The sequence below is a fragment of the Nocardia higoensis NBRC 100133 genome, assembly GCF_000308595.1.
Taxonomy (GTDB): Bacteria; Actinomycetota; Actinomycetes; order Mycobacteriales; family Mycobacteriaceae; genus Nocardia; species Nocardia higoensis.
Map to the genome: position 1 here is coordinate 195,815 of NZ_BAGA01000077.1, position 25,782 is coordinate 221,596.

Here is a 25,782-nt window from a genome sequence, read left to right on the forward strand (position 1 = left end):
GGCGCGGGTGGCGGTGATCGGCGAGCGGGCACTCGTCTCGGGCTGGGAGCTGGCGGGCGCCGTGGTGCATGGCGCGGACGATGCGGCGCAGGTGCGCGAAGCGTGGCACGCCCTGGCAGACGATATCGCCGTTGTCGTATTGACCCCCGTCGCCGCCGCGCTCCTGTCCGCGGAGACCGGGCGTGGCGGGCCATTGATCGTGGTCCTGCCGTGACCGCGTGCAACGAGATGGACGTGGCCCTGCGTCCCCTGCGCGAGACGATACTGCGACGTGCCCGCGCCGACGCCGATCGGACACTCGCCGGAGCGCAAGCCGACGCCGTGCGCGTGCTCGGGGGCGCCGAGCACGCTGCCGCCGCGATCCGGGAGGAAGCACGGGCGCGTGGGGAGGCGGAGGGAGCGCAGATCGCAGCCGCTGAACGTGCCCGAGCTCGGCGGCTCGTGCGCGCGGCGGAGCTGAGCGCCCGCGCACAGGTCTATGCCCGGCTACGGGAACGGGTCACCGCGACGCTGCGCGAGCTGTGTGACGAACCGGAGTACCCGCTTCTGCGGAAGAAACTGGCCGCCGAAGCGTACCGGATGCTCGGGTCGGACGCCGTGGTGGAGGACGCGCCTGCGGGGGGAGTGCTCGCCGAGGGCGAGGCGGCGCGAGCCGACTTGTCGCTGGATGGGTTTGCCGCACGTGCCGTCGCAGCTCTCGGACCGGAGCTGGAGGGGCTGTGGGCGTCGTGAGCGGACCGGACGCCCGGGTGCGCCGCGTGTCCGGCCCCTTGGTCGAGCTGGATACCGAGACCGACCTTGCGATGTACGACACGGTCGAGCTCGGGCCGTCGCGGATTCCCGGCGAGGTCGTCGCGATCGCGGACCGCGTGGTGACGGTCCAAGCTTACGAGTACACGGGCGGTCTGGCCCCGGGCGATCCCGCGGCCACCGGCGGTAGGCCCCTGTCCGCCAGGCTGGGGCCCGGGCTGCTGGGGCATGTGTTCGACGGGCTCCTGCGGCCCCTGTCCGGGGCGCCCGCCTTCTTGGCCCCTGGGGCAGCGGTTGCCGGTCAGAGCTCGTCCTGGGCGTTTCGGCCATCTGCCGCCGTGGGCGACGACGTGAACGAGGGTGGGCTGATAGGCATCGTGCCTGGCGTGGGTGCCATCGAGCATCGACTGCTGGTTCCGCCCGGCGTGACCGGTCGGGTCGAGTTCGTCGCGCGGCCCGGCGCCTACGCGGAGGATGCGGTGGTGGCCCGCGTGGCAGGTGTACCGGTGCGGCCGGTCGAGCACTGGCCGGTGCGCAGGCCCCGGCCCTACCGCATGCGGCGAGACGAGGTGGAGCCCCTGCACACGGGGCAGCGTGTGCTCGACCTGCTCTTTCCCGTCGCGCGCGGCGGTACGGCGGCCGTGCCCGGCGGCTTCGGCACCGGCAAGACCCTGCTGCTGCAACAGGTGGCCAAGTGGTGCGATGCCGACGTGATCGTCTATGTGGGCTGCGGCGAGCGTGGCAATGAGATGGCCGAGATCGTCGCGGAGCTGTTCGCGCTGACCGACCCGCACTCGGGCAGCACACTCGCCGACCGCACGGTCATCATCGCCAACACTTCGAACATGCCGATGATGGCGCGCGAGGCGAGTGTCCACACCGGAATGACGGTGGCCGAGTACTTCCGCGACATGGGCAACCACGTGGTGCTGATCGCCGACTCGACATCACGATGGGCCGAGGCGCTGCGCGAGTTCGGCTCCCGCACCGGTGCGCTGCCCGCGGAAGAGGGGTACCCGGCCGAGCTGGCTTCGGCGCTGGCGGCGTTCTACGAGCGGGCAGGCGCGGTGCAGACCCTCGGTGGGAGGGCGGGTTCGGTAACCGTGATCGGTGCCGTGTCGCCTCCTGGCGGCGACCTGACCGAGCCCGTGACGGCCCACACCGAGCGATTCGTGCGCTGCCGCTGGACCCTCGATCGGGAGCTGGCCTACGCCCGCCACTATCCGGCCGTTTCTTGGGCTGGCTCGTTCTCCCGGGACGCCGAGGCCATCGGCGTCTGGTACGCGCGCTCGGGCGATCCCGAATGGTCCCAACGCCGGGGAAGGGTGACCGGGCTGCTGGCCGACGCGGACCGGCTGTCGGCGCTGGCCGAGTTGGTCGGTGCGGCGGCGCTGCCCGGGCACGAACGGGTGACGTTGCTGGGCGCGCGCCTGCTGCGGGAGGCTGTGCTGCAGCAGAGCGCGCTGTCCACACAGGACGCATTCTGCGCCGAGGACAAAATGGCTGCGCTGACCGATGCCGTGCTGGCGGTCATAGATGCCGCCCAAGCCGCTGTGATCTCAGGTGCGGCCGCTGCCGTGGTCGAGGACGTCGACTTCTCGCCGCTGCTACGGGCCCGGGAGGAGACCGGGCCGCGCGACGCCGAGGGGGTCCGGGGCCCACGGGACACCGTGCTCGCCGCGCTGCACGAGGTGACACCATGAGCGGTGGTGTCCGCAGGGAATTCACGTCGGTCCGCAAGCTGCGCGGCCCGCTGCTCGTGCTGGATCGGCTCTCCGGCGTGGGGTGGGACGAGTTCGCCCGAATTCGGCTCGAGGACGACACGTGGCGGTACGGCCAGGTGCTCGAGGTCGATCGCGATCTCGCCGTGGTGGAGGTGCTCGAAGGGACCAGCGGGATGGCGGCGGGCCGCACCGGCGTGGAATTCAGTGGCGAGCCCCTACAGATTCCGGTCGGAACCGGCTGGTTGGGTCGGGTGTGCAACGGGCGCGGCGAGCCTATAGACGGTGGCCCGCCCCTGCTCGCGGCCGTTCGCGCGCCGGTCTCCGGGTATCCGATCAACCCGACCTGGCGCGACCCGCCGGCCGAGCCTGTACACACCGGCGTGTCGGTGATCGACGCGCTCACCACACTCGTGCGCGGCCAGAAACTGCCGGTCTTCTCCGAGCCAGGTCTACCGCACCTCGACCTCGCCACCCAGATTGCCGCTCAATCCAGCGCCGTCGGCGAACCGTTCTCCGTAGTTTTCGCCGGTATGGGGCTGACCCACGCCGACGCGGCCCTGGTGCGCGACACGCTCGATGAACGCTCCGCCTCCGGCGAGCTGGTCCTGCTGCTCAACACCGCCGACGACCCAGCCATCGAACGGATCATCACCCCGAGAGTCGCGCTCACTGTCGCCGAGCACCTCGCCTTCACCGAGGGCAGGCACGTGCTCGTTGTGCTGACCGACATGACGAGCTACGCGGAGGCACTCCGTGAGGTTTCGGCCGCCCGCAACGAGATCCCGGCGCGCCGCGGGTACCCCGGCTACCTCTACAGCGATCTGGCCTCGCTGTACGAGCGGTGCGGCCGGATCCGGGGTAGACCCGGCTCGGTGACGATCGTGCCGGTGCTGACCATGCCCGCGGGCGACCTGACCCATCCGGTACCCGACCTGACCGGCTACATCACCGAGGGGCAGATCGTGCTCTCCGCAGCGGCTCAGGCCGCGGGCGGGTATCCACCGGTCGATCCTCTGTCGTCGCTGTCGCGGCTCATGCGGCACGGGGCCGGCCCTGGACGGACACGGCCGGATCACCTCGACGTGGCGGCCCAACTGCTGGCCGCGCTCGCGCGGGCCCGGCAGGTCCACGAGCTGGCGGATCTTGTCGGCGTGGACGCCCTGAGCCGAACCGACCAGCAGTATCTCGAGCTGGAGGGCGGCTTCCGCGCCGAGCTGGCTACGCAGCGGCGCGACGAAACTCGCAAGATCGACGACACGCTCGACCGTGCATGGCGTGTGTTGCTGCGGCTGCCGCGCCGCGAACTGTCCATGCTGCCCGCCGCATTACTCGCGGCGCACGGAGATGAGGCCAGATGACAATACGCGTCCCGCCGGGCAGAGCCGGGCGGCTGTGGCTGCAGCGCAGACTCGCGACCGCCACCGGTGCCACGACCTTGCTGGAGCAGAAGCTACGAACTCTCCAAAAGGAAGAGCGCAGGCTGCGACTGCGGGCCCAGCGCACCGCCGAGTGGTGGAGCACGTCCGCATCCGAGGCCGACTGCTGGCTGGTGCGCGCGCGGCTGGCATGCGGTGACCGCGCGATCCGGCTCGCGACCACCGCTGAGCCGGCGGACGTGACCATCAGATGGACGACCTCGATGGGCGCCAGCTACCCCGTCGAGGGTGCTGTCACACCACCGCGTGACCCTGCGGGGGTCGTTGTCGTAGCGGGTGGTGCGGTGGTCCGGGCCGAAGCAGCACTGCGGGAGGCACTGCTGGCCGGAGTATCGCACGCGATCGCGACCGAGGCACTGCGAGTGGTGCAACGCGAGATCGCCACGACCCGGCAGTGTGTTCGGTCGCTCGACCGGTGCTGGATCCCCGAACTGTCGCGTGCCCTCGCGACACTGGATCTCGCGCTCGAAGAACAGGACAGGGCCGAGGGGCTGGCCTGCAGGCGGGCCGTGCACAACACGGAGGAAGCTCGATGATCCGCCGAATCCTGTTGCCCGTCGACGACTCGGCAGCCGGGCTCGCCGCTGACCAGACCGCCGGAACTTGTCGCCGCCAGCGTGGCCACCGTGCAAGTAGTGAGGACGCTGGTGTCGAGGCGGGTGTATCCCCTGCGGTGGGAAGCTGCTGGTTCCGCGAATCTGGTGGAGCATCACTGTCGCCCTGTGCAATTCACTTCTCGCGGGTATCTGTCTTTCGTCGAGCGGGAGGAGATCGCGGTCTTGCATGCTCGCGGTTTCGGCGTTCGCCGGATCGCGGGCCTTATGGGCCGTTCGCCGCCGACGATCTCGTGGGAGCTACGACGCAACGCGGCAACTCGGGGTGGGATCCTGCTCTGGTGGCGGATTTCACCGAAGCGCAGCTCCGATGACGGAGGAGAAACTCGCTCGCCATGTGGCCGCGATCGAGGCCGGGGTCGATCCGAAGGCTTTGGTCGCGGCGATGACCACCGCCCAAGCCGAGACAGATTCGTCTCGAGCTCTGGAGTTGGAAGTGCGCTACCACCCTGGCAAGCGGTGCGCGATCGTTGGCGTCACCCCTTGTGGGGTTGGCACTGGTGTCCGAAGGGGGACTTGAACCCCCACGCCCTATACGGGCACTAGCACCTCAAGCTAGCGCGTCTGCCATTCCGCCACCCGGACTCGTGCTGTGTTCAGTTGTGCCGCCCCACCGGGGCGGGTGCACCAAGATCATAGACATCGAACCCGGGGGAACACCAAATCGCGATCCGGGTGGGCGGTGGTCAGGGATGGGTGAAGGTGAGGAATTCGGCGGGCGTTCGGCGCGGGGTCGGTTCGTGGGGTGCGGCATCGGGGGCGGAGCCGATGCGGACCAGCACTTGCGGAATACCTTCGCGCCCGGCGAGATTCGCGACGATCTGACGTGTGGCGGGGGATTCGGTGATGTGGGTGATGGGACAGGTGGACAGACCGGCGGCGGTGCATTCGAGCAGGATCGCCGAGAGCGCTTCACCGGCGTGCAGCCAGGAGTACGGGGTGTCGCCCGCGGTGCTGAGCACGACCAGGGCGGCGCTGTCTTCGAGGTCCGCACGGCGGGTGGATTCGCCGGAGGCCGGGAAGGCGCGTCCCGACGGGACCCGGGATGCCTCCTCCTCGGAGGCCAGCGCGTGCGCGGGAATGCCGTAGGGCGCTTGCTCGTGACCGGTCCACCAGCGCAGTTCGGCCTGATAGGGCATGTCGTAGTGGCGCAGGGCGGTCGAGTGTTCGGCGGTGGACGCCAGGCGGTCGGGGGCGGACTCGTCGAGGACGGCGAGGGTGACGTCGTGCGGGTCGGCGAGTTTGCGCGCCGTGCGGACGATGCTCACCAGGTCGGCGGGGGTGTTCAGCGGCAGCCGGTCGGTCCAGCGCTGCTCGATCGCCTGGGCGCGGGCGCGTACGCCGGGCGGCGGGTCGGGCCAGGGGCGGAAGGTGAGGGTGGCGAGGTGTTCGGGGTCGGCCGAGGGCGGGAAGCGGTCGACGTCGGTGCGCCAGCCCGCGGCGGCGAAGGCGGTGCGCGCGTGGTGCAGCATCGCGCCACAGCTGATGACCAGCTGCCTGCCGTGCGGGTCGGTGGCCGTGAGGTGTCGCTCGTCGTCACGGAACAGGCGTAGTTCGCCGCCGCCGAATTCCCACCGCCACGGCTGGGTGTTGTGGATCGACGGCGCGCGCGAGGCGCGGGCCATGACAGCGAACACGGTCGGCTGGTCGGGGACCGGGAGCTCGGCGCGATGATCGGTCATAGCCCCAGTGTGGTCCCCTGATGCGCGTCTGAACAGGGGCGATCGGCTATTCGATGGGACGGGGTGGCGGTGGGGCCCGGCGATAGGTGGCCGTCGGCTCTTGCGACGGCGCTCTCAGCGGTCGTGCGCGACGAGAACAGGGCAATGTGCGCGCTGGATCATCGCATTGGTGGTGGAGCCGAGCGGCAGGCCGGGGAAACCGCCGCGGCCGCGCGCGCCGACCACGAGCAGTTGCGCCGTCTTCGACCACATCAAGAGGTGATGACGCGCCCCGCAGCGATAGACGTACTGCTCGACGGCGACTTCGGGGTACTTCTCCCGCCACCCCGCCAGCCCTTCCCCCAGCAGGGTCAGCGCGGCGGCTTCCGTCTCGGGCGGGGTCGTCTCCTCGATCGCCTCGTCCAGCTCGCCGAACGGCAGATCGCTCCAGGCGTGTACGGCGACCAGGGGACAGCCGCGTTCGCTCGCCTCGGCGAATGCCGCCTCCACGGCGCGGTGGCCGGCGAGCCCGCCCCGGTGATCGGCGTCGATGCCGACGACCACCGGTCCCGAGCCGTCGTCACGGCGGCTGAACTCCGCGTCGCGGACCACGACGACCGCCCCCGTGGCATGACCGGCGACCGCGAGCAGGGTCGAGCCGAGATGGGTGGCCGCGCCGCCGGTGCCCGTCGCGCCGAGGACGAACAGGTGAGCGGTGGGGGACCGGCCGATCAGCGCACGGGCCGCGCCGCCGTCCAGCAGGGCGGTCTCGATGAGCACCTCGGGCTCGACGCGACGGGCGATCGCGGCGGCGCTCAGCAACCGCTCGACCCCGCGCTCGCGTACCGTGCGGATGGCGACGGCGCCGGGATCGGTGAGCAGATCGTGGGCGGTGTCGATCTCGAGCGCGTGCACCAGCGCCAGCCGCCGGTCGCGTCGCACGGCCTCCGTGGCCGCCCAGCGCACCGCGCGCTCGCTGCCCACCGAACCGTCCACCCCCACGACGACGGCGGATCGGCTCCGGTTCGGATCGAGCGCGTGAGGAACAGACATCGCGATGCCCTTTCGATGCTGCGGGACCGTGGAACCTGCCCGCACCGCCACCGCGATCGGGTCTGCGACGATTCTGTGGTGCGAAAGGGCTGCGGGGAACGGACTTTCGGTCCCGGGCCGCGGGGCTTTGGGCCTCGATCCGTCACCGTGACACGCCGGGGACGCGCGAGGGATTCAGTGGTGCGGGGGCTCCCCGGTGACGATGTGGTCCGCGTGGTTGAGGCCCTCTTCGACCAGCCGGGTGACATGCCCGCCGCGCAGCCGGTAGATCACGCGCCGGCCTTCGCGGCGGGTGTCGACCAGTCCGGTGAACCGCAGCTTCGCCAGATGCTGGCTGACCGCGGTGCGGGAGGCGCCGCAGGCATCGACCAAGGCGGTGACATCGGCTTCGCCGTGGGTGAGCAGCCAGAGCAGGTGCAGCCGGGTGGGATCGGCGAGCATCTGGAAGATGCCGGTGGCCGCGTCGAGCCGGCTGGGGTCGGGCGAAACCGGGTGTTGCAGACTGGCCTCGGGTTCGGATGGTCGGCTCGCCACATGCTCGGCCATCGCCCTCACCACTCTCATCGCATCACCGGCGCCGCTTTCGAGGGCCGGTCCGCCGGCACTGTGCGCACGGCGGCAGTTGTTGCGAGTGTAGCGACCAGGGCCGACGCGCTCGCCGCGATACCCGGCCCGGCGTGTGTGCCGAGCCAGCCGGCGAGCGGGTAGGTGAGCAGGAAACAGGCGTGTGACAACGAGAATTGCGCGGTGAAGACGCTGGGCAGTTCCCGCTCGGTGCATTCGGAACGCAACAGGCGCGCGGCAGGAGTGTTGACCGCCGAGGTTCCCATGCCGAGTGCCGCCCAGCACAGGCCCAACGCCGCCCAGCCCACCGCCGGCCCCGGGTCCGCCGCGAGCCATGCGGCCGTCACGAGCAGGGCCGCCGAGATCAGCACGCAGCCGGCGAGCATCAGCGTCCGGTCCGCCGTCACGGTCAGCAGTCGCGGCACGACCAGCGCGACACCCATCGAACCGGCGCCGTAGCAGGCCAGCGCGATCGCCACGGCGCTGTCGGACCCGCCGAGGACATCGCGCACGACGACGACGGTGCCGACCACCACCAGTGCGGTCCCCGCCGCCACGACCATGTTCATCGCCAGCAACCGGCGCAGAGCCGTCCGTGACAGCATGAGGCGAGAGCCGGCCAGGATGCGGTCGATCAGGGGGTCGGGCCGATCGAGAGGCGCCCGGACCGGCAGCGCGGTCGTCACCACCAGAAGTGCGGAGAAGCCGAATCCGGCGACGGTGCCCAGGAACAGCCAGTGGTAGCCCATCACCGTCAGCAGGAGCGCGGCCAGTAGCGGGGAGAACAGCGCCTCCAGGTCGTAGGCCAGCCGGGACAGCGACAGCGCTCGCGTGTAGTCCCGCTCGTCGGGCAGCACCGAAGGAATCATGGATTGGAACGCGGGCGTGAACGTCGCCGAGGCCGCCTGGAGGACGAAGATCAGCACATAGATCTGCCAGACCTCCGACACCGCGGGCAGCAGCAACGCGACAGTCGCCCGCACCGCATCGGCGGTGACCAGAACCGTGCGCCGAGGCAACCGTTCGGTGAGCGCCGCGACCACCGGCGCGATACCGACATAGGCGACCATCTTGATGGCCAGGGCGGTGCCGAGTACGGCTGCCGCCGCGCTGCCGGCCAGGTCGTAGGCGAGCAACCCCAGCGCGACCGTCAGCAGCCCGGTTCCGACCAGTGCGACGACCTGGGCCGTGAACAGCCGCCGGAACACCGGTTGGTGCAGAACGGCCCGTATGTCGCCGGCCCCGTTGCTTCGATCCACGCCACCTTCCTACACGTGCGCACGTGCGCACGCAATGGTCTGATTGGAGTCTGCTGCGACGCCCCATGGCCTCGCGTGCCCGCACACGGTAGAACTGGTTCCAGTCGGGCGGCGCCGCCCGCGAGATCGAGAGGTTGGTCCCGTGGACAAGGACTCCTTCCAGAAGCTGTTCGACCTCAGCGGCCGGACCGCGATCGTCACCGGCGGCACCAGGGGCATCGGCCTTGCCATCGCCGAGGGGCTGGCGTGCGCGGGCGCGAACGTCGTGGTCGCCAGCCGCAAGCCGGAAGCGTGCGAGAAGGCCGCGGCCCGGCTGCGTGAACTGGGCGCCGAAGCGCTCGGCGTGCCGACCCATCTCGGCGAGATCGCGGCCTTGCGCGCACTGGTCGACGCCACCGTCGACCGCTTCGGCGGCATCGACATCATTGTGAACAACGCCGCGAACGCGCTGGCGCAGCCGCTGGCGACGATGCAGCCCGAGGCGGTCGAGAAGTCCTTCGCTGTCAATGTCAACGGTCCGCTGTTCCTGGTCCAGGCCGCCCTGCCGCACCTGCGCGCCAGCGAGCACGCGGCGGTGCTCAATCTCGGATCGGTCGCCGCCCTGCAGTTCGCCGGTGCGCTGTCGATGTATGCGGCGGGCAAGGCCGCGCTGCTGTCGTTCACCCGCTCGATGGCGGCCGAGTTCGCCGCCGACGGCATCCGCGTCAATGCCATGGCGCCCGGCGCGGTGAACACCGACATGGTGCGCAAGAACCCGCCGGAGTTCATCGAGGCGATGGCCCAGGCTCCGCTGCTGCGCCGGATCGCCGAACCCGACGAGATGGTCGGCGCCGCGCTGCTGTTGTGCTCGGACGCGGGCAGTTTCATCACCGGCCAGACCGTCCTCGTCGACGGTGGAACCGTCGCCCGCTGACCCTTCCGACAAGGAGACCACCGTGCCCGCACTGTCCGTCGACCGCCTGCCCTCCGGCGTCGTGGTGCTGACCATCGACCGCCCGCACCGCCGAAATGCCCTGGACAGCCAGACCATCGCCGAACTGCATGCCGCCCTCGACGCCGTGGACGGCGACCCGGAAGTGCGCGCCCTGGTCATCACCGGGGCGGGTGCGGCGTTCAGTTCGGGGGCGGATGTGAAGGCGGACCCCGGTGACTTCACCGCCACCGGCGCCACGCCCACCGCGGCGCTGCTCGGCGCGGTGCGATCACCGGTCGGCCGGATCCTGGCGTCGCAGGAGTTGATGGCCTCGGCGTTCGAGAAGATCCACCGCCTGCGCCAGCCGGTGATCGCCGCCGTCAACGGTCCCGCGGTCGGCGGCGGCTTCGCCCTCGCGCTGGCCTGCGACATCCGCTACGCCACGCCCGCCGCCACCTTCGGGGCGGTGTTCATCCGCCACGGCATCTCCGCCTGCGACATGGGCACCAGCTACCACCTGCCCCGGCTGGTCGGAGCCTCGCGCTCGGCCGAATTGCTGCTCACCGGAAGGGTTTTCGGTGCGGAGGAAGCCGAGCGGATCGGTCTGGTGCTGGAGACGGTCGAGTCCGGCGAATTGATCGCGCGAGCCGTCGCCAAGGCCGAGGAGATCGCCCGGAACTCGCCGCTGGCGGTGTGGATGACGAAGGAGACGATGTGGCAGACGGTGGACGCGCCGAGCTTGCGTCACGCCCTCGACATCGAGAACCGCACCCAGGTGATGTGCAGCGCCACCGGCGATCTCGGCGCCTCCTTCGCCGCCTTCCGGGACGGCGCCACCGCGGGGTGGCAGCCGCTGTGAGCTAGGCCGCGTCCGCGCGGGACATGATCGCCACCAGGAAGTCCGAATTCTCGGTGAAGGGGCGCAGATCCCAGGTCGAGAGCAGCAGGTCGATCTTCAGGCCGTTGGCTTTCGCGTCGGTGCGGAAATCGGTGAAGGCGTAGTCGCGGCCGGCGCCGAAGCCGACGACCGCGCGCCCGGCGGGGGCGAGATGACGGGCGAATCCGGCCAGCACCGCGCCGCGCGTCTGCGGGGCGACGAAGGTGATGACATTGCCCGCGCACACGATCGCGTCGAATTCGCCCGGGATGCCGCGAGCGGGCAGATCCAGCGTGGCCAGATCGCCGACCAGCCAGGTGGGCCCGGGATGATCTTCCTCGGCGGCCGCGATCAGGGCCGGATCCACGTCGACGCCGACCACGACATGGCCCACCTCGTGCAGATGACCGCCCACCCGGCCCGGTCCGCATCCCGCGTCCAGGACCCGCGCGCCGCGCGGGAGCATCGCGTCGATCAGCCGCGCCTCCCCGACGATGTCGTGGCCCTGCTCGGCCAGATCGCGGAACCGCTGGATATAGCGGTCGGAGTGGGTGGGATCGGCGGCCACGATCTCCTCCCACTTGCTGGGGACGCGCTCACCCTGGCTCATCGTCGCTCCTCTTCCTCGCGTGGTCTGCGCTTCGATCCTGCCCGATCGCCGTGCCGAGCGATGCCCCGCACCGGCCGCGTGCGGTGGATCGCGACGATGGCGGCCCCGCGCGAGAGCGACGGGTCCGAGCGGGGCGGCTCGTGGGAGAAGAGGCCCTCAGGCCGTCGCGAGGCTTTCGAGGAAGAATGCGCGGATGTCCGCGGCGAGCAGTTCCGGCACCTCCATCGCCGCGAAATGACCGCCGCGCTCGAACTCCGACCAATGCCTGATGTCGTAGAGCCGCTCGGCCAGCGGACGCACCGACTGCGTGATGTCGTGCGCGAACACCGCGACCCCGAGCGGCACCGGGCAGGGCTCGACCCGCCGTGCGGTGTCGTGGTGCAGCCGTGCCGAGGAGGCCGCGGTGGCGGTGAGCCAGTACAGCGCGACATCGGTGAGCATCCGGTCGTCGTCGACCGGTGTGTCCGGCCCCGTCCACTGAGCGAAACGTTCCGCGATCCAGGCCAATTGGCCCACCGGTGAATCGGTGAGCGCGTAGCCGATCGTCTGCGGGGTGGCGGCCTGCAGCGCCTGGTACGGCGGACGATTCGCCATCAAGTTCCTGACCTTGTCCAAGCGTGCTTCCTCGACCGCCGACAGGGTGACGCCGGCGTCCGGGTCCGGCCGCGTCGGCAGGTAGTTGACGTGCACGCCGACGACGTGTTCGGGCGCCACCGCGCCGAGAGCCGTCGAGACGCCCGAGCCGAAGTCGCCGCCCTGCGCGCCGTAGCGCTCGTATCCGAGGCGGCGCATCAGTTCGGCCCAGGCCCGGGCGATCCGGACGACATCCCAGCCGCGTTCGTGGGTCGGCCCGGAGAAGCCGAAGCCGGGGATGGAGGGAATCACCAGGTGGAAGTCCCGTGACAGCGGTTCGATCATCCCGAGGAACTCGAGGAACGAACCCGGCCAGCCGTGGGTGAGGATCAGTGCCGAGGCGTCCGGCTTCGATGACCTGACGTGGACGAAATGGATGTTCTGGCCGTCGATCTCGGTGGTGAAGTGCGGCAGCTCGTTCAGCTCGGCCTCGTGTTCGCGCCAGTTGTATTCGGTGCGCCAGTAGTCGGCCAGTTCCCGCAGCCGCACCAGCGGGAAGCCGTAGTCCCAGCCCGCGCCGTCGACCTCGTTGGGCCAGCGGGTGCGGGCCAGGCGGTCGTTCAGGTCGTCGAGGTCGGTCTGGGGGATGTCGATGCGGAAGGGTTCGATCACGGTGTGGACTCCACGATTCGATCAGCGCCAATGAATTGGCGACACCAATGTTGGTGCTGCCAACTATATGCATATTCGTTGGGATTGCCAACAATGTAAGGTTGCTGTCGTGGAAGACACACCCGAACGCCTGACCGCGAAGCCGAGCTGGCTGCTCACCCAGTTGGCGGTGCACGCCAAGAAGCTCTCGTCGGAGTGCTTCGCCGAGGCGGGCGCGCGCGGATACCACTACCGGATCCTGGCGACCCTGGCCGAGTTCGGCCCGGCGAGCCAGATCGATATCGGGCGTCGCGGGAACATCGACCGCAGCGACGTGGTGGCGGCGATCAACCAACTCGCCGAACAGGGTTACGTCGAGCGCTCGCCGGATCCCGCCGACCGGCGCCGCAATATCGTCACCCTCACCGAGGCCGGTCGACGGCAACTGCGCCGCCTGGACGCAACGCTCGGCGAGGTGCAGGACGAACTCCTGGCGCCGCTGTCGCCGCCCGACCGGGAGACTTTGACCCGATTACTGGCCGAAGTGCTCGCCTACCATCAACAGCGCCACCGGGACGGGTAGCGCGTCACCGAACACGAGCCGGCGGTCGACGGCATCCGCCGGCTCAGATGCCGGTCGCGGCGAGCAGATCCGCACGGTGACGGTTGACGTCCCCGAACAGGGCGGCGTCGGTGGTGGCGCGGCGGAAGTAGAGATGGGCGGGGTGTTCCCAGGTGAAGCCGATGCCGCCGTGGAGCTGGATGTTCTCGCGGGCGCAGGCGACGAAGGCTCGGGCGCATTCGACGGCGGCCATGGGGGCGGCGGTGGGGAGGTGCCCGGGGTGTTCGTGCAGGGCCCACACGGCATGGTCGAGGGCGGATCTGGCGTTGTCGAGCTGAATCGCGAGATCGGCGCAGCGGTGTTTGATCGCTTGGAAAGACCCGATCACGCGACCGAACTGAACGCGGACCTGCACGTACTCGACGGCCATCGCCAGGGCTCTTTCGGCGCCGCCGAGTTGTTCGCACGCGACGGCGATCGTCAGCAGGGTGCGCAGGTCGGCGAGGACGGCGTCGGCGGCGCCGGGGGCGCCGAGGGGGCGGGCGGGAGCGGAGCGGAAGTCGAGGCGGGCGAAGGACCGGGTGAGGTCCATCGAGTCCTGCGCGGTGACAGTGGTGTTCGGGCCGTCGCTGTCGACCATGAACAGCCGGGGACCGTCGGGGGTGTCGGCGCGCAGAAAGACCCAGTCGGCGGTGGGGCCGTCGAGGACGAAGGACGTCGAACCGGTGATCACCCAACTGCCCTGAGCGTCGGCGGCGGCGCGGAGTTCGCCGGGAATGGTGCCGTCCCGGCGTAGGGCGTCGAGTGCCACCGTGGCGGTGCGGGATCCGTCGAGCAGCGCGGGGAGCAGGTCGGCGCGGGCGTCGGCGTCGCCCGCGCGGGCGAGCAGGCCTTGGGCCAGAACCACCGAACCGAGGATCGGCAGCGGGGACAGCGCGCGCCCCGCCTCTTCGAGGACCACGGCCAGGCCCGCGTACCCGATACCCGCGCCGCCCAGTTCCTCCGGTTCGGCGACACCGGCGAGGCCGAGTTCGGCGCATGCCCGTGACCACTGCGCGGGCTTCCACTTCGGCTCGTCGTCGGCGACGACGGGCTCCCGGCCGAGGAATTCGCGGGTGACCTCACGCAAGGTGGCGAGGTCGGGATCGTGGCGCAGGATCATCGGGCCATCTCCGGGGTGCGGGCGTCGGCGGCGAGCGCCTCGCGCAGTGTGCGGCGCAGCAGCTTGCCGGTTTCGGTGTAGGGCAGTTCGGTCCATTCGTGGACGCGGGCGGGCACCCGGGTCGAGCGCAGGCGCTGCCGGATCCATTCCCGCAGTTCGGTTTCCGAGACGCACTGACCGGATGTGGCGACCACGACGGCCTCCACGCGCTCGCCCCATTCGGCGTCGGGCACGCCGACCACGGCGGCCTCGGCCACCGACGGATGGCACAGCAGGGCCTCCTCGACCTCGCCGGGGGAGATGTTCTCGCCGCCGCGCACGATGACGTCGTCGGCGCGGCCGTCGAGGAACAGGTAGCCCTCGGCGTCGAGGTAGCCCCGGTCGCGGGTGGGATACCAGCCATCGGCGTCGATGGCGCTGTGCGAGGTGTACTCGCCGGCGACCTGCTCGCCGCGCACGTAGACCTCGCCCGGTTCACCGGCCGGGACGGGATTGCCGTCCTGGTCCCTGATCTCGAGTTCGATCGACGGCAGCGGCTGCCCCACCGAGCCGAGGCGGGCGCGGACCTCCGGCACATCGGAGGCCCAGGCCGCGCGATGGTCTTCCGGTCCGAGGATCGAGATGGTGGAGCTGGTTTCGGTGAGCCCGTAGGCGTTGACGAAGCCGACCTCGGGCAGCAACCGCATGGCGCGTTCGATGGTCTGCAGCGGCATGCGGCCGCCACCGTAGGACAACGCGCGCAGCGCGGGCAGTTCGGTGCCGGTGGCCTCGATGACATCGAGGATGCGGCCGAGCATGGTCGGCACCACCATCGCCTGCGTGATGCCCTCGGCCGCAGCCACTTCCACCCAGCCTTCCGGGGAGAACTGGGGCAGCTGGACCATGCGGCGCCCGGCGTAGACGGAGCTGAGAATCGAACTGACGCCGGCGATGTGGTAGTTCGGCACCGACACCAGGATGGCCTCGTCCTCGCCGGCGTTCCAGAATTCGACACTGCCGACGATGTAGCCGGCCAGGTGGCGGTGGCGCAGCACGGCCGCCTTGGGTGCCCCGGTGGTGCCGCTGGTGAACAGCAGTACGGCGGGATCGTCGGGATCGGTGAAGGGCAGGTCGGCGCCGGGATCATCCGCCGAAGGCGTGACCACCTCGTCGGTCGGCAGGATCGTGACCCCGTCGCGCGCGGCGAGGCGGCCGCGGGCGGTGGGACCGGCCGCCACCAGAACCGGCGCCAAACGCGCGGTCGCGTCGGCGAGCTGGGCATCGGTGAGCCGGTAGTTCAGCGGCGCGAACGGCACGCCTGCCATGGCCGAGCCGAACAGCAGCACCGGCACCGCGGCGGTGTTCAGATCGAGGACCGCGACATTGCGGTGACCGGCCGATCGCAGCCGATCCGCCAGGTCGCGGGAGCGGTCGAACAGTTCGCGGTAGGTCAGGCCGTGCTCGCGGGTGCCGACGGCGATGCGATCGGGCCCGGCGTCGGCGGCCATCTCGAGCAGCATGGTGAGGTTCATGGGATCTTCCTCAGTCCGACGAGGGAAGTGGCTTGGCGTCTTTGAGCGTCAGCAGGCGGCCGCCCACGGCGAGCGATCCGGCGCCCGCCTTCACGCACAGCACCTCGAGCCCGCTGTCGGGATCCTCGTAGCGCTTGCCGACGACGGTGCCGCCGTCGAGGCCCGCGGCGGGCTCGCCCGCGGACTCGACGGAAGCGCCGGCCTCGACCATCGGTTGTCCGCCGCATTCGACGGCGACGTCGCCGGAGGTGCGGACGACGACGACGGAGGTGTCGCACACGGTGCTGTGGAGCCGGGTACCTGGTTTCATGGGTCTGCCTTCGTAGGGTCCCTGGGCGGGACGGGGGTGGTCGGGAGCGATCAGCCGATCTCGTCGAGGGCGAGCAGATCGCGGAACTTCTCGCGCGCCTGCTCCTGCTTGGCGAGCAGGTGGCCGGTGGGGAACAGTCCGGGGGCGGGCTCGACGCCGCGCAGCAGTTGCTTGGCGACCTGGATCTTGTGCAGCTCGGTGGCGCCGTCGGCCAGCGCCATGTGGAAGCTCTCGAGCACCCAGGAACCGAAGGGCATCTCGGTGGAGATGCCGAGCGATCCGTGCAGCTGGATGGCGCGACCGGCGACGTCGAGCAGCACCTTCGGCATGGCCGCCTTGACCGCGGCGATGTCGATGATCACCTTGCGGTAGTCGTTGTATTTGTCGATCTTCCAGGCGGTTTGCAGCACCAGCAGGCGGAACTGCTGCAGCTGGATCCAGGAGTCGGCGATCATCTCCTGCACCAGCTGGTGGTCGGCGAGGGTGCCGCCCTTGCTCGGCCGGGAGACCGCGCGCTCGAGCATCATGTCCAGCGACTGCTGGACGAGGCCGACGGTGCGCATGGCGTGGTGGATCCGGCCGCCGCCGAGCCGGGTCTGGGCGACCGCGAAACCCTGGCCGCGCTCGCCGAGCAGGTGGTCTTTCGGAATGCGGACGTCGGTGTAACGGATGTAGGAGTGGGTGCCACCGAGGCTCTCGTGGCCGGCGACGCCGACATTGCGGATGATCTCGATGCCGGGGGTGTCGGCGGGAACCACGAACATCGATGCCCGATGGTGACGGTCTGCCTCGGGATCGGTCACCGCCATGACGATGAGGAACGAGGCGAAGTTGGCATGCGAGGAGAACCACTTCTCGCCGTTGACGACCCATTCGTCGCCGTCGAGTTCGGCGCGGGTGACGAAGGCGGTCGGATCGGAGCCGCCCTGCGGTTCGGTCATCGAGTAGGCCGAGACGATCTCGTTTTCCAGCAGCGGCTCGAGGTAGCGGGACTTGAGTTCGGGTGTGCCGTAGTGGGCGAGGATCTCGGCATTGCCGGAATCCGGTGCCTGACAACCGAATACGACCGGACCCGAGTGGGTGCGGCCCAGCTTCTCGTTGAGCAGGGCCAGCTTGAGCTGGCCGTAGCCGGGCCCGCCGAGTTCGGGACCGAGGTGGCAGGCCCACAGCTTGCGCTCGCGCACCTGCTGCTGCAACGGGCGGATGAGCGCGTTGCGAACGGGATCGCCGACGTCCCAGGCGTGTGTGACGACGCGATCGACCGGCTCGATCTCGTCGGTGACGAACCGCTCGACCCACTCCAGGTCCTCGCGGTAGTCGTCGTCGGGTTCGAATCCCCAGCTCATGGCGGTGGTCTCCTCGGGTGATGTCAGCGGGTGAGCACGGTGCAGGCGCTGATCCCGGGCGCACCGTAGACGTGGGTGAAGGCGGCGCGCGGCGAGCCGGGAACCTGGCGGTCGCCCGCGGCACCGCGCAGTTGCAGGACGTTCTCGTAGACCTGGCGCAGACCGGTAGCGCCGATCGGCTCGCCGTTGGCCAGCACGCCGCCGTCGGTGTTGATCGGCAGGCGTCCGCCGATCTCGGTGGCGCCGGCGGCGATCAGCGCGCCCTGTTCCCCGTGCTCGCACAGACCGGTCTCGGCCATGTGCATGATCTCCGCACCCGACTCGGTGTCCTGGATCTGGGCCAGGTCGATGTCCTCCGGGCCGATACCGGCGGCTTCGAAGGCGGCGGCGGCCGCTTCGGTGGTCGGGCCGGGCACGACCTCCGGCGATGTCCACGGGCTGTAGACCTCGAAGGAACCGAAGCGCCGGGAGCGGAATTCGCAGGCGCGCAGGTAGATCGGGGTGTCGGTGTACTGCGCCGCCTTGTCGGCGCGGGCGACGACCAAGGCGACGGCGCCTTCGCCGGGGGAGCAGAACATGTACTGGGTCAGCGGGTAGCTGATCATGGGGGCGGCGGCGATCTCCTCGACGGTGAGCGCCTTGCGTCGCCAGGCGTTCGGATTGCGCGAGCCGTTGCGGAAGGCCTTGGCCGCGACCTCGGCGAGAGTCCGGTGCTCGATGCCGTGGGTGCGCATGTAGCGCTGGATCTTCATGGCGAAGAACTGGGTGGTGACCATCAGGCCGGACTCGCCGTACCAGGCGCCGAGGCCGAGATTGGCCGGGTCCTCGTTGAACGCGCCGGGCGGGTGCTTGTCGAAGCCCACGACCATGCCGAGTTCGTGCGCGCCCGAGCCGATGGCCTGGCTCGCGCAGGTCAGTGCCGAGCCGCCGGTGCCGCAGCCGTTGGCGACATTGATGAACGGCAGACCGGTCATGCCGAGGTCGGTGACCAAAGTGTCGGCGTCGCCGGCGGAATAGCTGCCACCGTAGGCGAATTGCATGTCCTGCCAGGTGAGCCCGGCATCGGCGAGTGCCTGGCGGGCGGCATAGGCGCCCTGGGCGCGGCCGCTGGTGCCGGGCGTGCGACCGAAGGGGTGGATGCCGATGCCGACGATCGCGACGTCGCTGCTGCTCATCGGATCTCCTGACTGGTGACGGGCGCGAAAGCGTAGGTGAGCACGGTGGTGCCGTCGGGGTCGGTGAACACCGGGATCAGCCGAAGCTCGACGCGATCGGTGGCCGCCAGGGCCGCCGGGTCGTTCTCGGTGAGGCGCGATTCGACGAGCACCGAGCCCAGATCGACATAGCCGACGCCGTAGGGGGTGAACGGGCCGTCGCCGCGATAGGGCGGCTTGGGTTCGAAGCCCTGCACGGTGAAGGTCCAGAGGCTGCCTTCTTTCGGCAGTGCCTCGGCGGTCGTGTCGGTGCCGCTGCACCGCGGACAGGCGTCCTGGGCGGGGAAGGTGACGGTGTCGCACCCTCCGCAGCGACTGCCGCGCAGGGCGAGTGGGGCGCCGGAGTCGAGATCGCCGGCGAACAGGCTCGGGTCGATCAGCCGCTGGTTCGTCACCGTCGCGCCTCCTTTCTGAATAGCAGACTATTTATCATGAGGAATTTCGGCAAGGGGTTTCCTGTTTCTCGTTCTCCGCCGACCGGGTGCGAGGGGTCAGTGCCTGCTCTCGCGCCAGGACATGCCGCGATCGGCACGGGGTTCGGCAGGCAGTCCGAGCAGGCGTTCGGCGATGATGTTGCGCTGGATCTCGTCCGAGCCGCCCGCGATGCGGTAGCCCGGCGCGCCGAGGACGTGCTCGGTCCAGGCGAAGGTGCCCCACTCGCCCGAATCGACCACCAGGCGCGGGCCCAGCGCCGCGGTCACGAACTCGGAGATACCGAGCATGCGGTGCACCCACTGCATCTTGCGCACCGAGCCGAGGGCGCCGAGCGGTTCGCCGCGTTCGGTGGCGGCCTCGTCACGCACCTTGGCGATCTCGGCGAGCTTGTGCGCGATGACCACGTCGGCGAGCTGCTGTCGCAGCACGGGATCGCGATCGGCGCCGGTGAACCGGGCCAGCGCGACCGTCTGCTGCCAGCTGCCGCCCACCTCGGTGTTCGACGAACTCGCGCCGCGTTCGAAGCCGAGCGTGGTGAGCGCGACCTTCCAGCCCGCACCGACTTCGCCCAGGCGCAGCTCGTCGGGAATGCGGACCTCGTCGAAGAAGACCTCGTTGAAGCTGGTGCCGCCCGACATCTGCCGCAGCGGCCTGATCCGGATCCCGGGCAGATCCAACGGCACCATGAACGCCGTCATGCCCTGGTGTTTGGGCACATCGGGATCGGTGCGCGCGATCAGCTCACCCCACTGCGCGAACTGCGCCCCGGAGGTCCAGACCTTCTGACCGGTGACCACCCACTCGTCGCCCGTACGCACCGCGCGGGTGCCCAGCGACGCCAGGTCCGATCCCGCCCCCGGCTCGGAGAACAGCTGGCAGGCCAGCTGCTCGCCGCGCAGGAACGGGCGGATGAAGCGCTCGCGCTGCGCCTCGGTGCCGAGCAGCCGGATCGTCGGGGCGATGAGATGCAGGGTGACCGAGAGCAGTTCGTGCGCGCCGCCGGTCTCGAATGCGTGCTCCTCCGCCTCGAAGGCGGCCTCGTAGTCGGGACCGAGATCCCGGCCGCCGTACTCGGCGGGCCAGCCGAGCGCGCCGTAGCCCGCGTCGTACTTGACGCGCTGCCACTCCCGCAGACGGTCGAGCAACCGCTGCTCGTCCTCGAAGGACAGATCGTGGAACACCGCGACGTTCTCGGATCCCGCGCCCCAGGCGGGCACCCCGTCGCCGACCGCGGGCTTGCGCGCGACGCCCGCCGCGGCCAGCCACTCCCGCGCCTGCCTGCGGAATTCCTCGATATCGGGATCGGACATCCCGCACCTACTTCCTTGTCTCAACGCAACAGTTCCCCGGTGTCACCGCAGCAGATCGAGCGCCCGGCGCGTCAACGGGGCCACGGCGGGGCCGCGCTCGGCCATGCGCGGATCGGTGGACTCGCCGCGCACCCAGCGGGCGTAGAGCTGCTGGAGGATGACGGCGGTCTTCCAGCAGCCGAACGCCTCGTACCAGGCGATCCTGCTCATATCGGCTCCGCTGCGGCTCGCATAGCGTTCGACCACCTCGGCCCGGGAGGGCAGGCCGAGCCCGAGCATGCCCGGCACGGCGGTGAAGGCCGCGTCGGAGTCCGGGTCGACGGTGTGATCGGGCCAGTAGTTGAGCAGCGTGCCCAGATCCACCAGCGGATCGCCGAGCGTGGCCATGTCCCAGTCGAAGACCGACACCACCCGGTCGGGGTCGCCCTCGGCGAACTGGCAGTTGTCGACCTTGTAGTCGTTGTGCACGATGCCGCTGCGCAGCGTCCGCGGCATCGTGGCGGCCAGCCGCTCGCCGAGCTCGCGCACGAGCACGGCGGTGCCGTCACCGTTTCCCTCCGCATCGACCGCCTCGGCCTCGACCGCGGCCCAGCGTTTCCGCCAGCCGCGCACCTGCCGCTCGAGGTATCCGTCGGGGCGGCCCAGATCCGACAGGCCGACCGCGTCCGGGTCGACCTCGTGCAGATCGGCGAGCGCGTCGATGACGGCCAGGCCGATACGACGGCCGGGCCCGGCCACCTGCCGCATGGATTCGGGAATCTCGTCCCACACGACGATCCCGGAGCGGTACTCGCTGACCAGGAACTCCGCGCCGATCACGGCCGGGTCCGGGCAGTGCAGCAGGGCCCTCGGCGCGCGCGGATAGCGCTGGTACAGGCGGGAGAGCACTTTGTACTCGCGGGCCATGTCGTGCGCGCCGGGCGCGAGCTGTCCGAACGGCGGCCTGCGCACGACCAGGCGGGTGTCGCCGAAGCGCACCTGGTAGGTGAGATTGGCCGAGCCGCGCGGGAACTGCAGGACCGAGAATTCGCCGCCCAGTTCGGGCAGTTCCCGGCGCAGGTAGGCGGCGAGGGTGTCCCAGTCGAGGTCCTCGCCGGGGCGGACCCGCGCGAGCTCGGTCCTGGCTTCCTTGCTGTCGGCGGTCATGCGGTCTCCTCCCGGCGCCAGCGCGGCAGGACGGTCGGATTGCCGTGCGCGTCCGGCCCCAGATCCTCGAAATCCGCACTGAGCCATGTGTTCTCGTCGATATCGGCGCGGCCGGGCAGATGCGCGATCATGCGCACACCGGGGCAGTCCTCGATATCGACGACCGCGACGGTGTAGGGCGTGGGGAACCACGGGTGCACCTGGTGTTCGACGACGGTCCAGGTGCGGACCAGGCCACGGCGCGGCACCTGCTGCCAGGCGAGCGCGTCGGCGCCGCAGTGCACGCAGAACGGGCGCGGCAGGTGGGTGTGCCCGCCGCAGCTCGCGCAGGTGAGCACGGCGAGCCTGCCCTCGGCGGCGGCCTCGAAGAAGCCGCGCGAGGCCGGGTCGACGACGGTGGGAGCGAGGCGGCCGGTCATGGCGCCACCAGGATCATCGCGGAGGTCGACGGCGGGGGCGCCGAGGTGACCAGCGAGACGGCCGCGCCGGGCACCTGGCTGGTCGAGGTGCCGCGGATCTGGCGAACCCCCTCGACGATGTGGTTCATGCCGTGGATGTAGCCCTCGGACATATGACCTCCACTGGTGTTGAACGGCAACCTGCCTCCGATCTCGAGTTCGCCGTCGGCGGCGAACTCGCCCGCCTCGCCCTCGGCGCAGAACCCGTAGTCCTCGAGCTGGAGCAGCGCGGTGATGGTGAAGCAGTCGTACAGCTGGGCGTTGTCGACCTCGCTCGGGCCCAGACCCGCTCGCGCGTAGAGTGTTTCGGCGCAGTGCCGCGACGGCAGCGACAGCGGATCCTCGCGCATCAGCACCGGATACATCTGCCCCGGCTGGGGGCGCGGCCCGCTGCCCATCGCCACCGCGCGGATCAGTGCGGGCGTGTGCCGCAGATCGCGGGCGCGCTCGGCACTGGTGACGACCACCGCCGCCGCGCCGTCGGTTTCGAGGCAGTAGTCGAACAGCCGCAGCGGCTCCGACAGCATGCGGGAGTTCAGGTAGTCGTCGAGAGTCATCGTGCGGGCATGCATCTGGGCGCGCGGATTGTTGTTGGCGTGCCTGCGCGCGGCCAGCGCGACGTGACCGAGCTGCTCGCTGGTCAGGCCGGTCTTCAGCATGTACTCGCGGGTGAGCAGCGCGAAGAACTGGCCGGGGGAGAGCAGCCCGTAGGGACCGAAGAACTCGGTCATGGTCTCGCCGCCGCCGATGCTCGCGTCCAGTTCCGACGACAGCCCGAAGCGGTTGCCGGAGCGGCCGTTGAGCGAGCGGAACACCACCACGGTGCTCGCCTGCCCACTGAGGATCGCGCCGACCGCCTGGGCGACCATCGCGCACGGCCCCGACCCGCCGGGGCCCGCCTCGCCGTAGTAGGTGAGATCGCGGGCTCCGATGGCATCGGCCAGCGCCGCGCAGGAGACCAGGTCCATGTCGTTGCGGATCACGCCGTCGACCTCGGCGGGGTCGACGCCGGCGTCGGCGAGTGCGGCCAGCGCGGCGCGCGCGGCGAGCGTGGTGACGCTGACCCCGGAGTCCTTGGAGTACTCGGACTCGCCGACGCCGACGATCGCGCATCGGTCCCGCGGCCATGCCGATCGGGTGGTCGAGGTATCAGACATTCGCCAGCACCTGCTCGGTGTGCTCGCCCAGATTCGGCGGGCGCCCGGGACCGCCGTAGCCGCTGGAGAACCGGAACGGCGCGCCGGGGAAGGTCGCGGTGGATCCGTCGGCGAGCTCGACCTGCTCGAAGAAGCCGCGGGCGGCGAGATGCTCGTCGTGCAGGACTTCCTCGGGGGCGCGCAGCGGGCCGATGGGCAGACCCCAGCGCTGGCCGTCACGGTAGACGGTCTCCGAGTCCTGGATCATGAAGAACGCCTCGAGCATGCCCTGGATGTGGGCGAAGTTCTCCTGCCGGTAGGCCAGCGAATCGTAGTGCGGCTCGGTCAGATCCGCCGCCACGCCGACCTCGTCCATCCAGCCGACCAGCGCCTTCCACGCGGCCTGATCGGCGAGGATCAGCGCGAAGTACACCCACACCTCGTCGGCGCACTGGAACAGCGCCGACTGGGTCGGCACGGGCTGGGCGTGCCTGCAGGTCTGCCGCTGCACGATCGCCTTCGGATAGAACCAGTACGGGTTGGCGAGCTCGCCGGTCACGGCGATGGCCTCGTGCATGGACACGTCGACCAGCTGGCCCCTGCCGGTCTGCTGACGTTCGATCAGCGCGAGCAGCACGCCGCACAGCGCGTAGCTGGCCGCGGTCAGGTAGCCCTGGTTGCCGCCGGGGCGGATCGGGGGGATCGAGTGGTCGTCGTAGCCGCAGCTGTTGAGCAGGCCGCCGGCGGCCAGGCCGACCAGGTCGGTGCTCAGGTAGTTCGCCCACGGGCCGGTCAGGCCGAACGGCGACACCGACAGCACGATGAGCCGGTCGTGGTTCTCGACCAGGGCATCCGGATCGAGTCCGGCGGCCTCGAGGTCGACCGGGCGGCCGGTGACCAGCAGCACGTCGGCGCCCGCGATCAACGTGGCGCGTTCGGCGCGGCCCGCCTCGTCGTCGGCGAGCACGACCGACTGCTTGGAGGTGTTGTAGGTCCAGAAGTTCAGGCTGTGGTCGGGGTCGCGCTTGCCGTGCGCCCAGGGGCCGATGTGGCGGCTGGCGGCCCCGCCGACCGGCTCGATCTTGATCACGGTCGCGCCCTGGTCGGCGAGCAGCTTGCCGGTGTACTCGCCGGCGGGGTCGTCGGCGATCTCGACGACGCGGATGCCTTCGAACGGCAGTTCCATCAGATCACGCCCTCTTCGGTCAATGCGGCGATCTCCTCGGAGCTCAGACCGAGAATGTCGCCGAACACGTAGTCGTTGTCCTCGCCGAGCAGCGGCGCCGAACGCCAGTTCTCCTGCACGGTGCTGCCGAACCGGATCGGGGTGCCCTCGAACTTCGCCACCCCGATCACCGGGTGGTCGAGCTCGAAGAACGTTCCGCGATGGGCGATCTGGGGATCGAACTCGGCGAGATCGCGCGAGTTCTGCACCGCCGCGGCGGGCACGCCTGCCGCCTGCAGGTGATGCATGGTCTCGTGCGCGGAACGGGCCACCGTCCAGCTCGACAGGTGCTCGTCGAGTTCGTCCTGGTGGGCGCGCCGCTGAGCAACGGTGGCGAACTCGGGACGCCGCGTCCACTCCGGCGCACCGAGCGCCCGCACGAGACGCTCCCACTGGTCGTCACCGGTGACGGCGATGGCGACCCAGGTGTCGGTGCCGTCGGCCGGATACACACCGTGCGGCGCGGCATCGGACTCCAGCAGCCGGTTGCCCGCCGGATAGCCCGGGCGGCGGGTGGCCACCCCGTTGACCGACACGTCGAGCAGATCGGGGCCGATCATGTTGATGCCCGCCTCCACGGCCGACACGTCGATCTCCTGGCCCTTGCCGGTGATGTTGCGGCGCATGATCGCCATCAGCACGGCGGCCGAATTGTGGTACGCCGCTTGATTGTCCATGTAGGACAGCCCCCAGCCGGAGGGCTCACGGCCGGGCAGGCCGGAGATGAACGACAGCCCGGAGACCGCCTGCACGACCGGCCCGTAACTCTTGTAGCGGTGGTGCGGGCCGGAGTGTCCGTACCCGCTCATGCGGGCCATGATGATCTCCGGGTTGATCTTGGTCAGATCCTCGTAGGTCAGGCCCCACTTCTCCATGACGCCGGGCGCGAAGTTCTCGGTGACCACCGAACTCCGGGCGATCAGCTCGCGCACCAGCTGCTGCCCGCGCTCGGACTTCATGTTCACGGTGATGCCGAGCTTGTTGCGGCTGTAGTTGTTGAACAGCCCGCCTTTGTTCGGGTCCGGATTCGGGTCCTCCTCGCCATAGGAGCGGACCTCGTCCTTGTAGATCGGCAACCTGCGCGGCATGTCGAGCCGGTCACGCGACTCGATCTTGATGACCTCGGCGCCGAAATCGGCGAGCATGCGGGTCGCCACCGCGCCGACACCCATCCAGCAGAAATCGGCCACCCGGATGCCGGCCAGCGGGCCGACGCGCGGGCGCGGTCGGCGTTCGCCGGTGGCGGGCGCCAGGCCTTCGATCGTGGTCATCGCTTCTCTTC

26 protein-coding genes, 1 tRNA gene and 1 pseudogene are annotated in these 25,782 nt (G+C 70.3%); 9 read left to right on the forward strand and 19 right to left on the reverse strand.

The window, feature by feature from the left end; genetic code table 11:
• Nucleotides 1–7: 7 nt before the first annotated feature.
• The 6 genes and pseudogenes from ON26_RS13350 to ON26_RS35195 form a co-directional block, all read left to right on the forward strand.
• Nucleotides 8–214, forward strand: a complete 207-nt coding sequence (locus ON26_RS13350) for a V-type ATP synthase subunit F (RefSeq protein ID WP_157171882.1) — start codon at nt 8–10, stop codon at nt 212–214.
• Complete coding sequence (locus tag ON26_RS13355; protein ID WP_040796387.1) at nt 211–732, forward strand: hypothetical protein; 522 nt, start codon at nt 211–213, stop codon at nt 730–732. Before ON26_RS13350 ends, ON26_RS13355 begins: the two co-directional genes overlap by 4 nt.
• Nucleotides 729–2,453 carry a V-type ATP synthase subunit A gene (locus ON26_RS13360; RefSeq protein ID WP_040796518.1) on the forward strand — a complete coding sequence of 575 codons (1,725 nt, stop codon included), beginning with the start codon at nt 729–731 and terminating at the stop codon, nt 2,451–2,453. The genes ON26_RS13355 and ON26_RS13360 overlap by 4 nt, the downstream gene beginning before the upstream one ends.
• On the forward strand, nt 2,450–3,832 hold the full coding sequence (locus ON26_RS13365; protein ID WP_040796388.1) for a V-type ATP synthase subunit B: 1,383 nt from the start codon (nt 2,450–2,452) through the stop codon (nt 3,830–3,832). The genes ON26_RS13360 and ON26_RS13365 overlap by 4 nt, the downstream gene beginning before the upstream one ends.
• Complete coding sequence (locus ON26_RS13370; protein ID WP_040796389.1) at nt 3,829–4,446, forward strand: V-type ATP synthase subunit D; 618 nt, start codon at nt 3,829–3,831, stop codon at nt 4,444–4,446. The genes ON26_RS13365 and ON26_RS13370 overlap by 4 nt, the downstream gene beginning before the upstream one ends.
• A pseudogene (locus ON26_RS35195) lies at nt 4,443–4,800 on the forward strand (helix-turn-helix domain-containing protein); the annotation flags it as partial. The gene ON26_RS13370 and the pseudogene ON26_RS35195, both read left to right, overlap by 4 nt.
• 222 nt (nt 4,801–5,022) lie before the next feature.
• Here ON26_RS35195 and ON26_RS13375 read toward each other — a convergent pair.
• The 5 genes from ON26_RS13375 to ON26_RS13395 form a co-directional block, all read right to left on the reverse strand.
• Nucleotides 5,023–5,109 (reverse strand) — tRNA-Leu (locus ON26_RS13375).
• Between the two features lie 101 nt (nt 5,110–5,210).
• On the reverse strand, nt 5,211–6,206 hold the full coding sequence (locus ON26_RS13380) for an Acg family FMN-binding oxidoreductase (RefSeq protein ID WP_040796390.1): 996 nt from the start codon (nt 6,204–6,206) through the stop codon (nt 5,211–5,213).
• 114 nt (nt 6,207–6,320) lie between these two features.
• Nucleotides 6,321–7,238, reverse strand: a complete 918-nt coding sequence (locus ON26_RS13385) for a universal stress protein (RefSeq protein WP_040796391.1) — start codon at nt 7,236–7,238, stop codon at nt 6,321–6,323.
• Nucleotides 7,239–7,412: 174 nt separating this feature from the next.
• Complete coding sequence (locus ON26_RS13390; protein ID WP_051027051.1) at nt 7,413–7,784, reverse strand: ArsR/SmtB family transcription factor; 372 nt, start codon at nt 7,782–7,784, stop codon at nt 7,413–7,415.
• A gap of 14 nt (nt 7,785–7,798) precedes the next feature.
• Complete coding sequence (locus ON26_RS13395) at nt 7,799–9,061, reverse strand: MFS transporter (RefSeq protein ID WP_245545843.1); 1,263 nt, start codon at nt 9,059–9,061, stop codon at nt 7,799–7,801.
• Nucleotides 9,062–9,203: 142 nt separating this feature from the next.
• Here ON26_RS13395 and ON26_RS13400 point away from each other — a divergent pair, with 142 nt between their 5' ends.
• Nucleotides 9,204–9,974 carry an SDR family NAD(P)-dependent oxidoreductase gene (locus tag ON26_RS13400; RefSeq protein ID WP_040796392.1) on the forward strand — a complete coding sequence of 257 codons (771 nt, stop codon included), beginning with the start codon at nt 9,204–9,206 and terminating at the stop codon, nt 9,972–9,974.
• A gap of 31 nt (nt 9,975–10,005) precedes the next feature.
• Complete coding sequence (locus tag ON26_RS13405; RefSeq protein ID WP_040796521.1) at nt 10,006–10,833, forward strand: enoyl-CoA hydratase/isomerase family protein; 828 nt, start codon at nt 10,006–10,008, stop codon at nt 10,831–10,833.
• A gap of 1 nt (nt 10,834) precedes the next feature.
• On the opposite strand, the gene ON26_RS13410 is transcribed toward ON26_RS13405, so the two are convergent.
• Both ON26_RS13410 and ON26_RS13415 read right to left on the reverse strand, forming a co-directional pair.
• Nucleotides 10,835–11,461: a class I SAM-dependent methyltransferase gene (locus ON26_RS13410; protein WP_040796393.1), complete on the reverse strand. Its 627-nt coding sequence runs from the start codon at nt 11,459–11,461 to the stop codon at nt 10,835–10,837.
• A 156-nt stretch (nt 11,462–11,617) separates the two neighbouring features.
• Complete coding sequence (locus ON26_RS13415; RefSeq protein ID WP_040796394.1) at nt 11,618–12,706, reverse strand: epoxide hydrolase family protein; 1,089 nt, start codon at nt 12,704–12,706, stop codon at nt 11,618–11,620.
• Between the two features lie 109 nt (nt 12,707–12,815).
• Between ON26_RS13415 and ON26_RS13420 the strand changes: the two genes are divergently transcribed.
• Nucleotides 12,816–13,268: a MarR family winged helix-turn-helix transcriptional regulator gene (locus tag ON26_RS13420; protein ID WP_040796395.1), complete on the forward strand. Its 453-nt coding sequence runs from the start codon at nt 12,816–12,818 to the stop codon at nt 13,266–13,268.
• A gap of 43 nt (nt 13,269–13,311) precedes the next feature.
• Here the strand turns inward: ON26_RS13420 and ON26_RS13425 are convergent, their stop codons facing one another.
• The 12 genes from ON26_RS13425 to ON26_RS13480 form a co-directional block, all read right to left on the reverse strand.
• On the reverse strand, nt 13,312–14,409 hold the full coding sequence (locus ON26_RS13425; protein ID WP_040796396.1) for an acyl-CoA dehydrogenase family protein: 1,098 nt from the start codon (nt 14,407–14,409) through the stop codon (nt 13,312–13,314).
• Entirely contained in the window at nt 14,406–15,920 is a 1,515-nt protein-coding gene (locus tag ON26_RS13430) for a class I adenylate-forming enzyme family protein (protein WP_040796397.1), read from the reverse strand. Before ON26_RS13430 ends, ON26_RS13425 begins: the two co-directional genes overlap by 4 nt.
• A gap of 10 nt (nt 15,921–15,930) precedes the next feature.
• Nucleotides 15,931–16,230, reverse strand: coding sequence for a hypothetical protein (locus ON26_RS13435; RefSeq protein ID WP_040796398.1), 300 nt, complete (start codon nt 16,228–16,230; stop codon nt 15,931–15,933).
• A 50-nt stretch (nt 16,231–16,280) separates the two neighbouring features.
• Complete coding sequence (locus tag ON26_RS13440) at nt 16,281–17,576, reverse strand: acyl-CoA dehydrogenase family protein (protein ID WP_040796399.1); 1,296 nt, start codon at nt 17,574–17,576, stop codon at nt 16,281–16,283.
• 23 nt (nt 17,577–17,599) lie between these two features.
• The gene (locus tag ON26_RS13445; RefSeq protein WP_040796400.1) at nt 17,600–18,751 is read right to left on the reverse strand and encodes a thiolase family protein; all 1,152 of its coding nucleotides are present in this window, start codon (nt 18,749–18,751) and stop codon (nt 17,600–17,602) included.
• The gene (locus ON26_RS13450; RefSeq protein ID WP_083884054.1) at nt 18,748–19,185 is read right to left on the reverse strand and encodes a Zn-ribbon domain-containing OB-fold protein; all 438 of its coding nucleotides are present in this window, start codon (nt 19,183–19,185) and stop codon (nt 18,748–18,750) included. Before ON26_RS13450 ends, ON26_RS13445 begins: the two co-directional genes overlap by 4 nt.
• A 96-nt stretch (nt 19,186–19,281) precedes the next feature.
• Nucleotides 19,282–20,535 carry an acyl-CoA dehydrogenase family protein gene (locus ON26_RS13455; RefSeq protein ID WP_040796402.1) on the reverse strand — a complete coding sequence of 418 codons (1,254 nt, stop codon included), beginning with the start codon at nt 20,533–20,535 and terminating at the stop codon, nt 19,282–19,284.
• A gap of 42 nt (nt 20,536–20,577) precedes the next feature.
• Nucleotides 20,578–21,681 (reverse strand): phosphotransferase family protein, encoded by a 1,104-nt coding sequence (locus ON26_RS13460; RefSeq protein WP_040796403.1) that lies wholly within the window; start codon nt 21,679–21,681, stop codon nt 20,578–20,580.
• Nucleotides 21,678–22,100 carry a Zn-ribbon domain-containing OB-fold protein gene (locus ON26_RS13465; RefSeq protein ID WP_040796404.1) on the reverse strand — a complete coding sequence of 141 codons (423 nt, stop codon included), beginning with the start codon at nt 22,098–22,100 and terminating at the stop codon, nt 21,678–21,680. The genes ON26_RS13460 and ON26_RS13465 overlap by 4 nt, the downstream gene beginning before the upstream one ends.
• Nucleotides 22,097–23,296, reverse strand: a complete 1,200-nt coding sequence (locus ON26_RS13470) for a thiolase C-terminal domain-containing protein (RefSeq protein WP_040796405.1) — start codon at nt 23,294–23,296, stop codon at nt 22,097–22,099. The genes ON26_RS13465 and ON26_RS13470 overlap by 4 nt, the downstream gene beginning before the upstream one ends.
• Nucleotides 23,289–24,461, reverse strand: coding sequence for a CaiB/BaiF CoA transferase family protein (locus ON26_RS13475; RefSeq protein ID WP_040796406.1), 1,173 nt, complete (start codon nt 24,459–24,461; stop codon nt 23,289–23,291). The genes ON26_RS13470 and ON26_RS13475 overlap by 8 nt, the downstream gene beginning before the upstream one ends.
• Nucleotides 24,461–25,771, reverse strand: coding sequence for a CaiB/BaiF CoA transferase family protein (locus ON26_RS13480; protein ID WP_040796407.1), 1,311 nt, complete (start codon nt 25,769–25,771; stop codon nt 24,461–24,463). Before ON26_RS13480 ends, ON26_RS13475 begins: the two co-directional genes overlap by 1 nt.
• Nucleotides 25,772–25,782: the final 11 nt, after the last annotated feature.

What these genes read in the sequence shown, in the direction of transcription:
- ON26_RS13460 (WP_040796403.1), bottom strand. Translation starts at nt 21,681, where the DNA reads ATGACCGCCGACAGCAAGGAAGCCAGGACCGAGCTCGCGCGGGTCCGC.
- ON26_RS13455 (WP_040796402.1), bottom strand. Translation starts at nt 20,535, where the DNA reads ATGTCCGATCCCGATATCGAGGAATTCCGCAGGCAGGCGCGGGAGTGG.
- ON26_RS13425 (WP_040796396.1), bottom strand. Translation starts at nt 14,409, where the DNA reads ATGATCCTGCGCCACGATCCCGACCTCGCCACCTTGCGTGAGGTCACC.
- ON26_RS13445 (WP_040796400.1), bottom strand. Translation starts at nt 18,751, where the DNA reads ATGAGCAGCAGCGACGTCGCGATCGTCGGCATCGGCATCCACCCCTTC.
- ON26_RS13390 (WP_051027051.1), bottom strand. Translation starts at nt 7,784, where the DNA reads ATGGCCGAGCATGTGGCGAGCCGACCATCCGAACCCGAGGCCAGTCTG.
- ON26_RS13365 (WP_040796388.1), top strand. Translation starts at nt 2,450, where the DNA reads ATGAGCGGTGGTGTCCGCAGGGAATTCACGTCGGTCCGCAAGCTGCGC.
- ON26_RS13480 (WP_040796407.1), bottom strand. Translation starts at nt 25,771, where the DNA reads ATGACCACGATCGAAGGCCTGGCGCCCGCCACCGGCGAACGCCGACCG.
- ON26_RS13410 (WP_040796393.1), bottom strand. Translation starts at nt 11,461, where the DNA reads ATGAGCCAGGGTGAGCGCGTCCCCAGCAAGTGGGAGGAGATCGTGGCC.
- ON26_RS13435 (WP_040796398.1), bottom strand. Translation starts at nt 16,230, where the DNA reads ATGAAACCAGGTACCCGGCTCCACAGCACCGTGTGCGACACCTCCGTC.
- ON26_RS13475 (WP_040796406.1), bottom strand. Translation starts at nt 24,461, where the DNA reads ATGGAACTGCCGTTCGAAGGCATCCGCGTCGTCGAGATCGCCGACGAC.
- ON26_RS13465 (WP_040796404.1), bottom strand. Translation starts at nt 22,100, where the DNA reads ATGACCGGCCGCCTCGCTCCCACCGTCGTCGACCCGGCCTCGCGCGGC.
- ON26_RS13380 (WP_040796390.1), bottom strand. Translation starts at nt 6,206, where the DNA reads ATGACCGATCATCGCGCCGAGCTCCCGGTCCCCGACCAGCCGACCGTG.
- ON26_RS13430 (WP_040796397.1), bottom strand. Translation starts at nt 15,920, where the DNA reads ATGAACCTCACCATGCTGCTCGAGATGGCCGCCGACGCCGGGCCCGAT.
- ON26_RS13385 (WP_040796391.1), bottom strand. Translation starts at nt 7,238, where the DNA reads ATGTCTGTTCCTCACGCGCTCGATCCGAACCGGAGCCGATCCGCCGTC.
- ON26_RS13470 (WP_040796405.1), bottom strand. Translation starts at nt 23,296, where the DNA reads ATGTCTGATACCTCGACCACCCGATCGGCATGGCCGCGGGACCGATGC.
- ON26_RS13440 (WP_040796399.1), bottom strand. Translation starts at nt 17,576, where the DNA reads ATGAGCTGGGGATTCGAACCCGACGACGACTACCGCGAGGACCTGGAG.
- ON26_RS13370 (WP_040796389.1), top strand. Translation starts at nt 3,829, where the DNA reads ATGACAATACGCGTCCCGCCGGGCAGAGCCGGGCGGCTGTGGCTGCAG.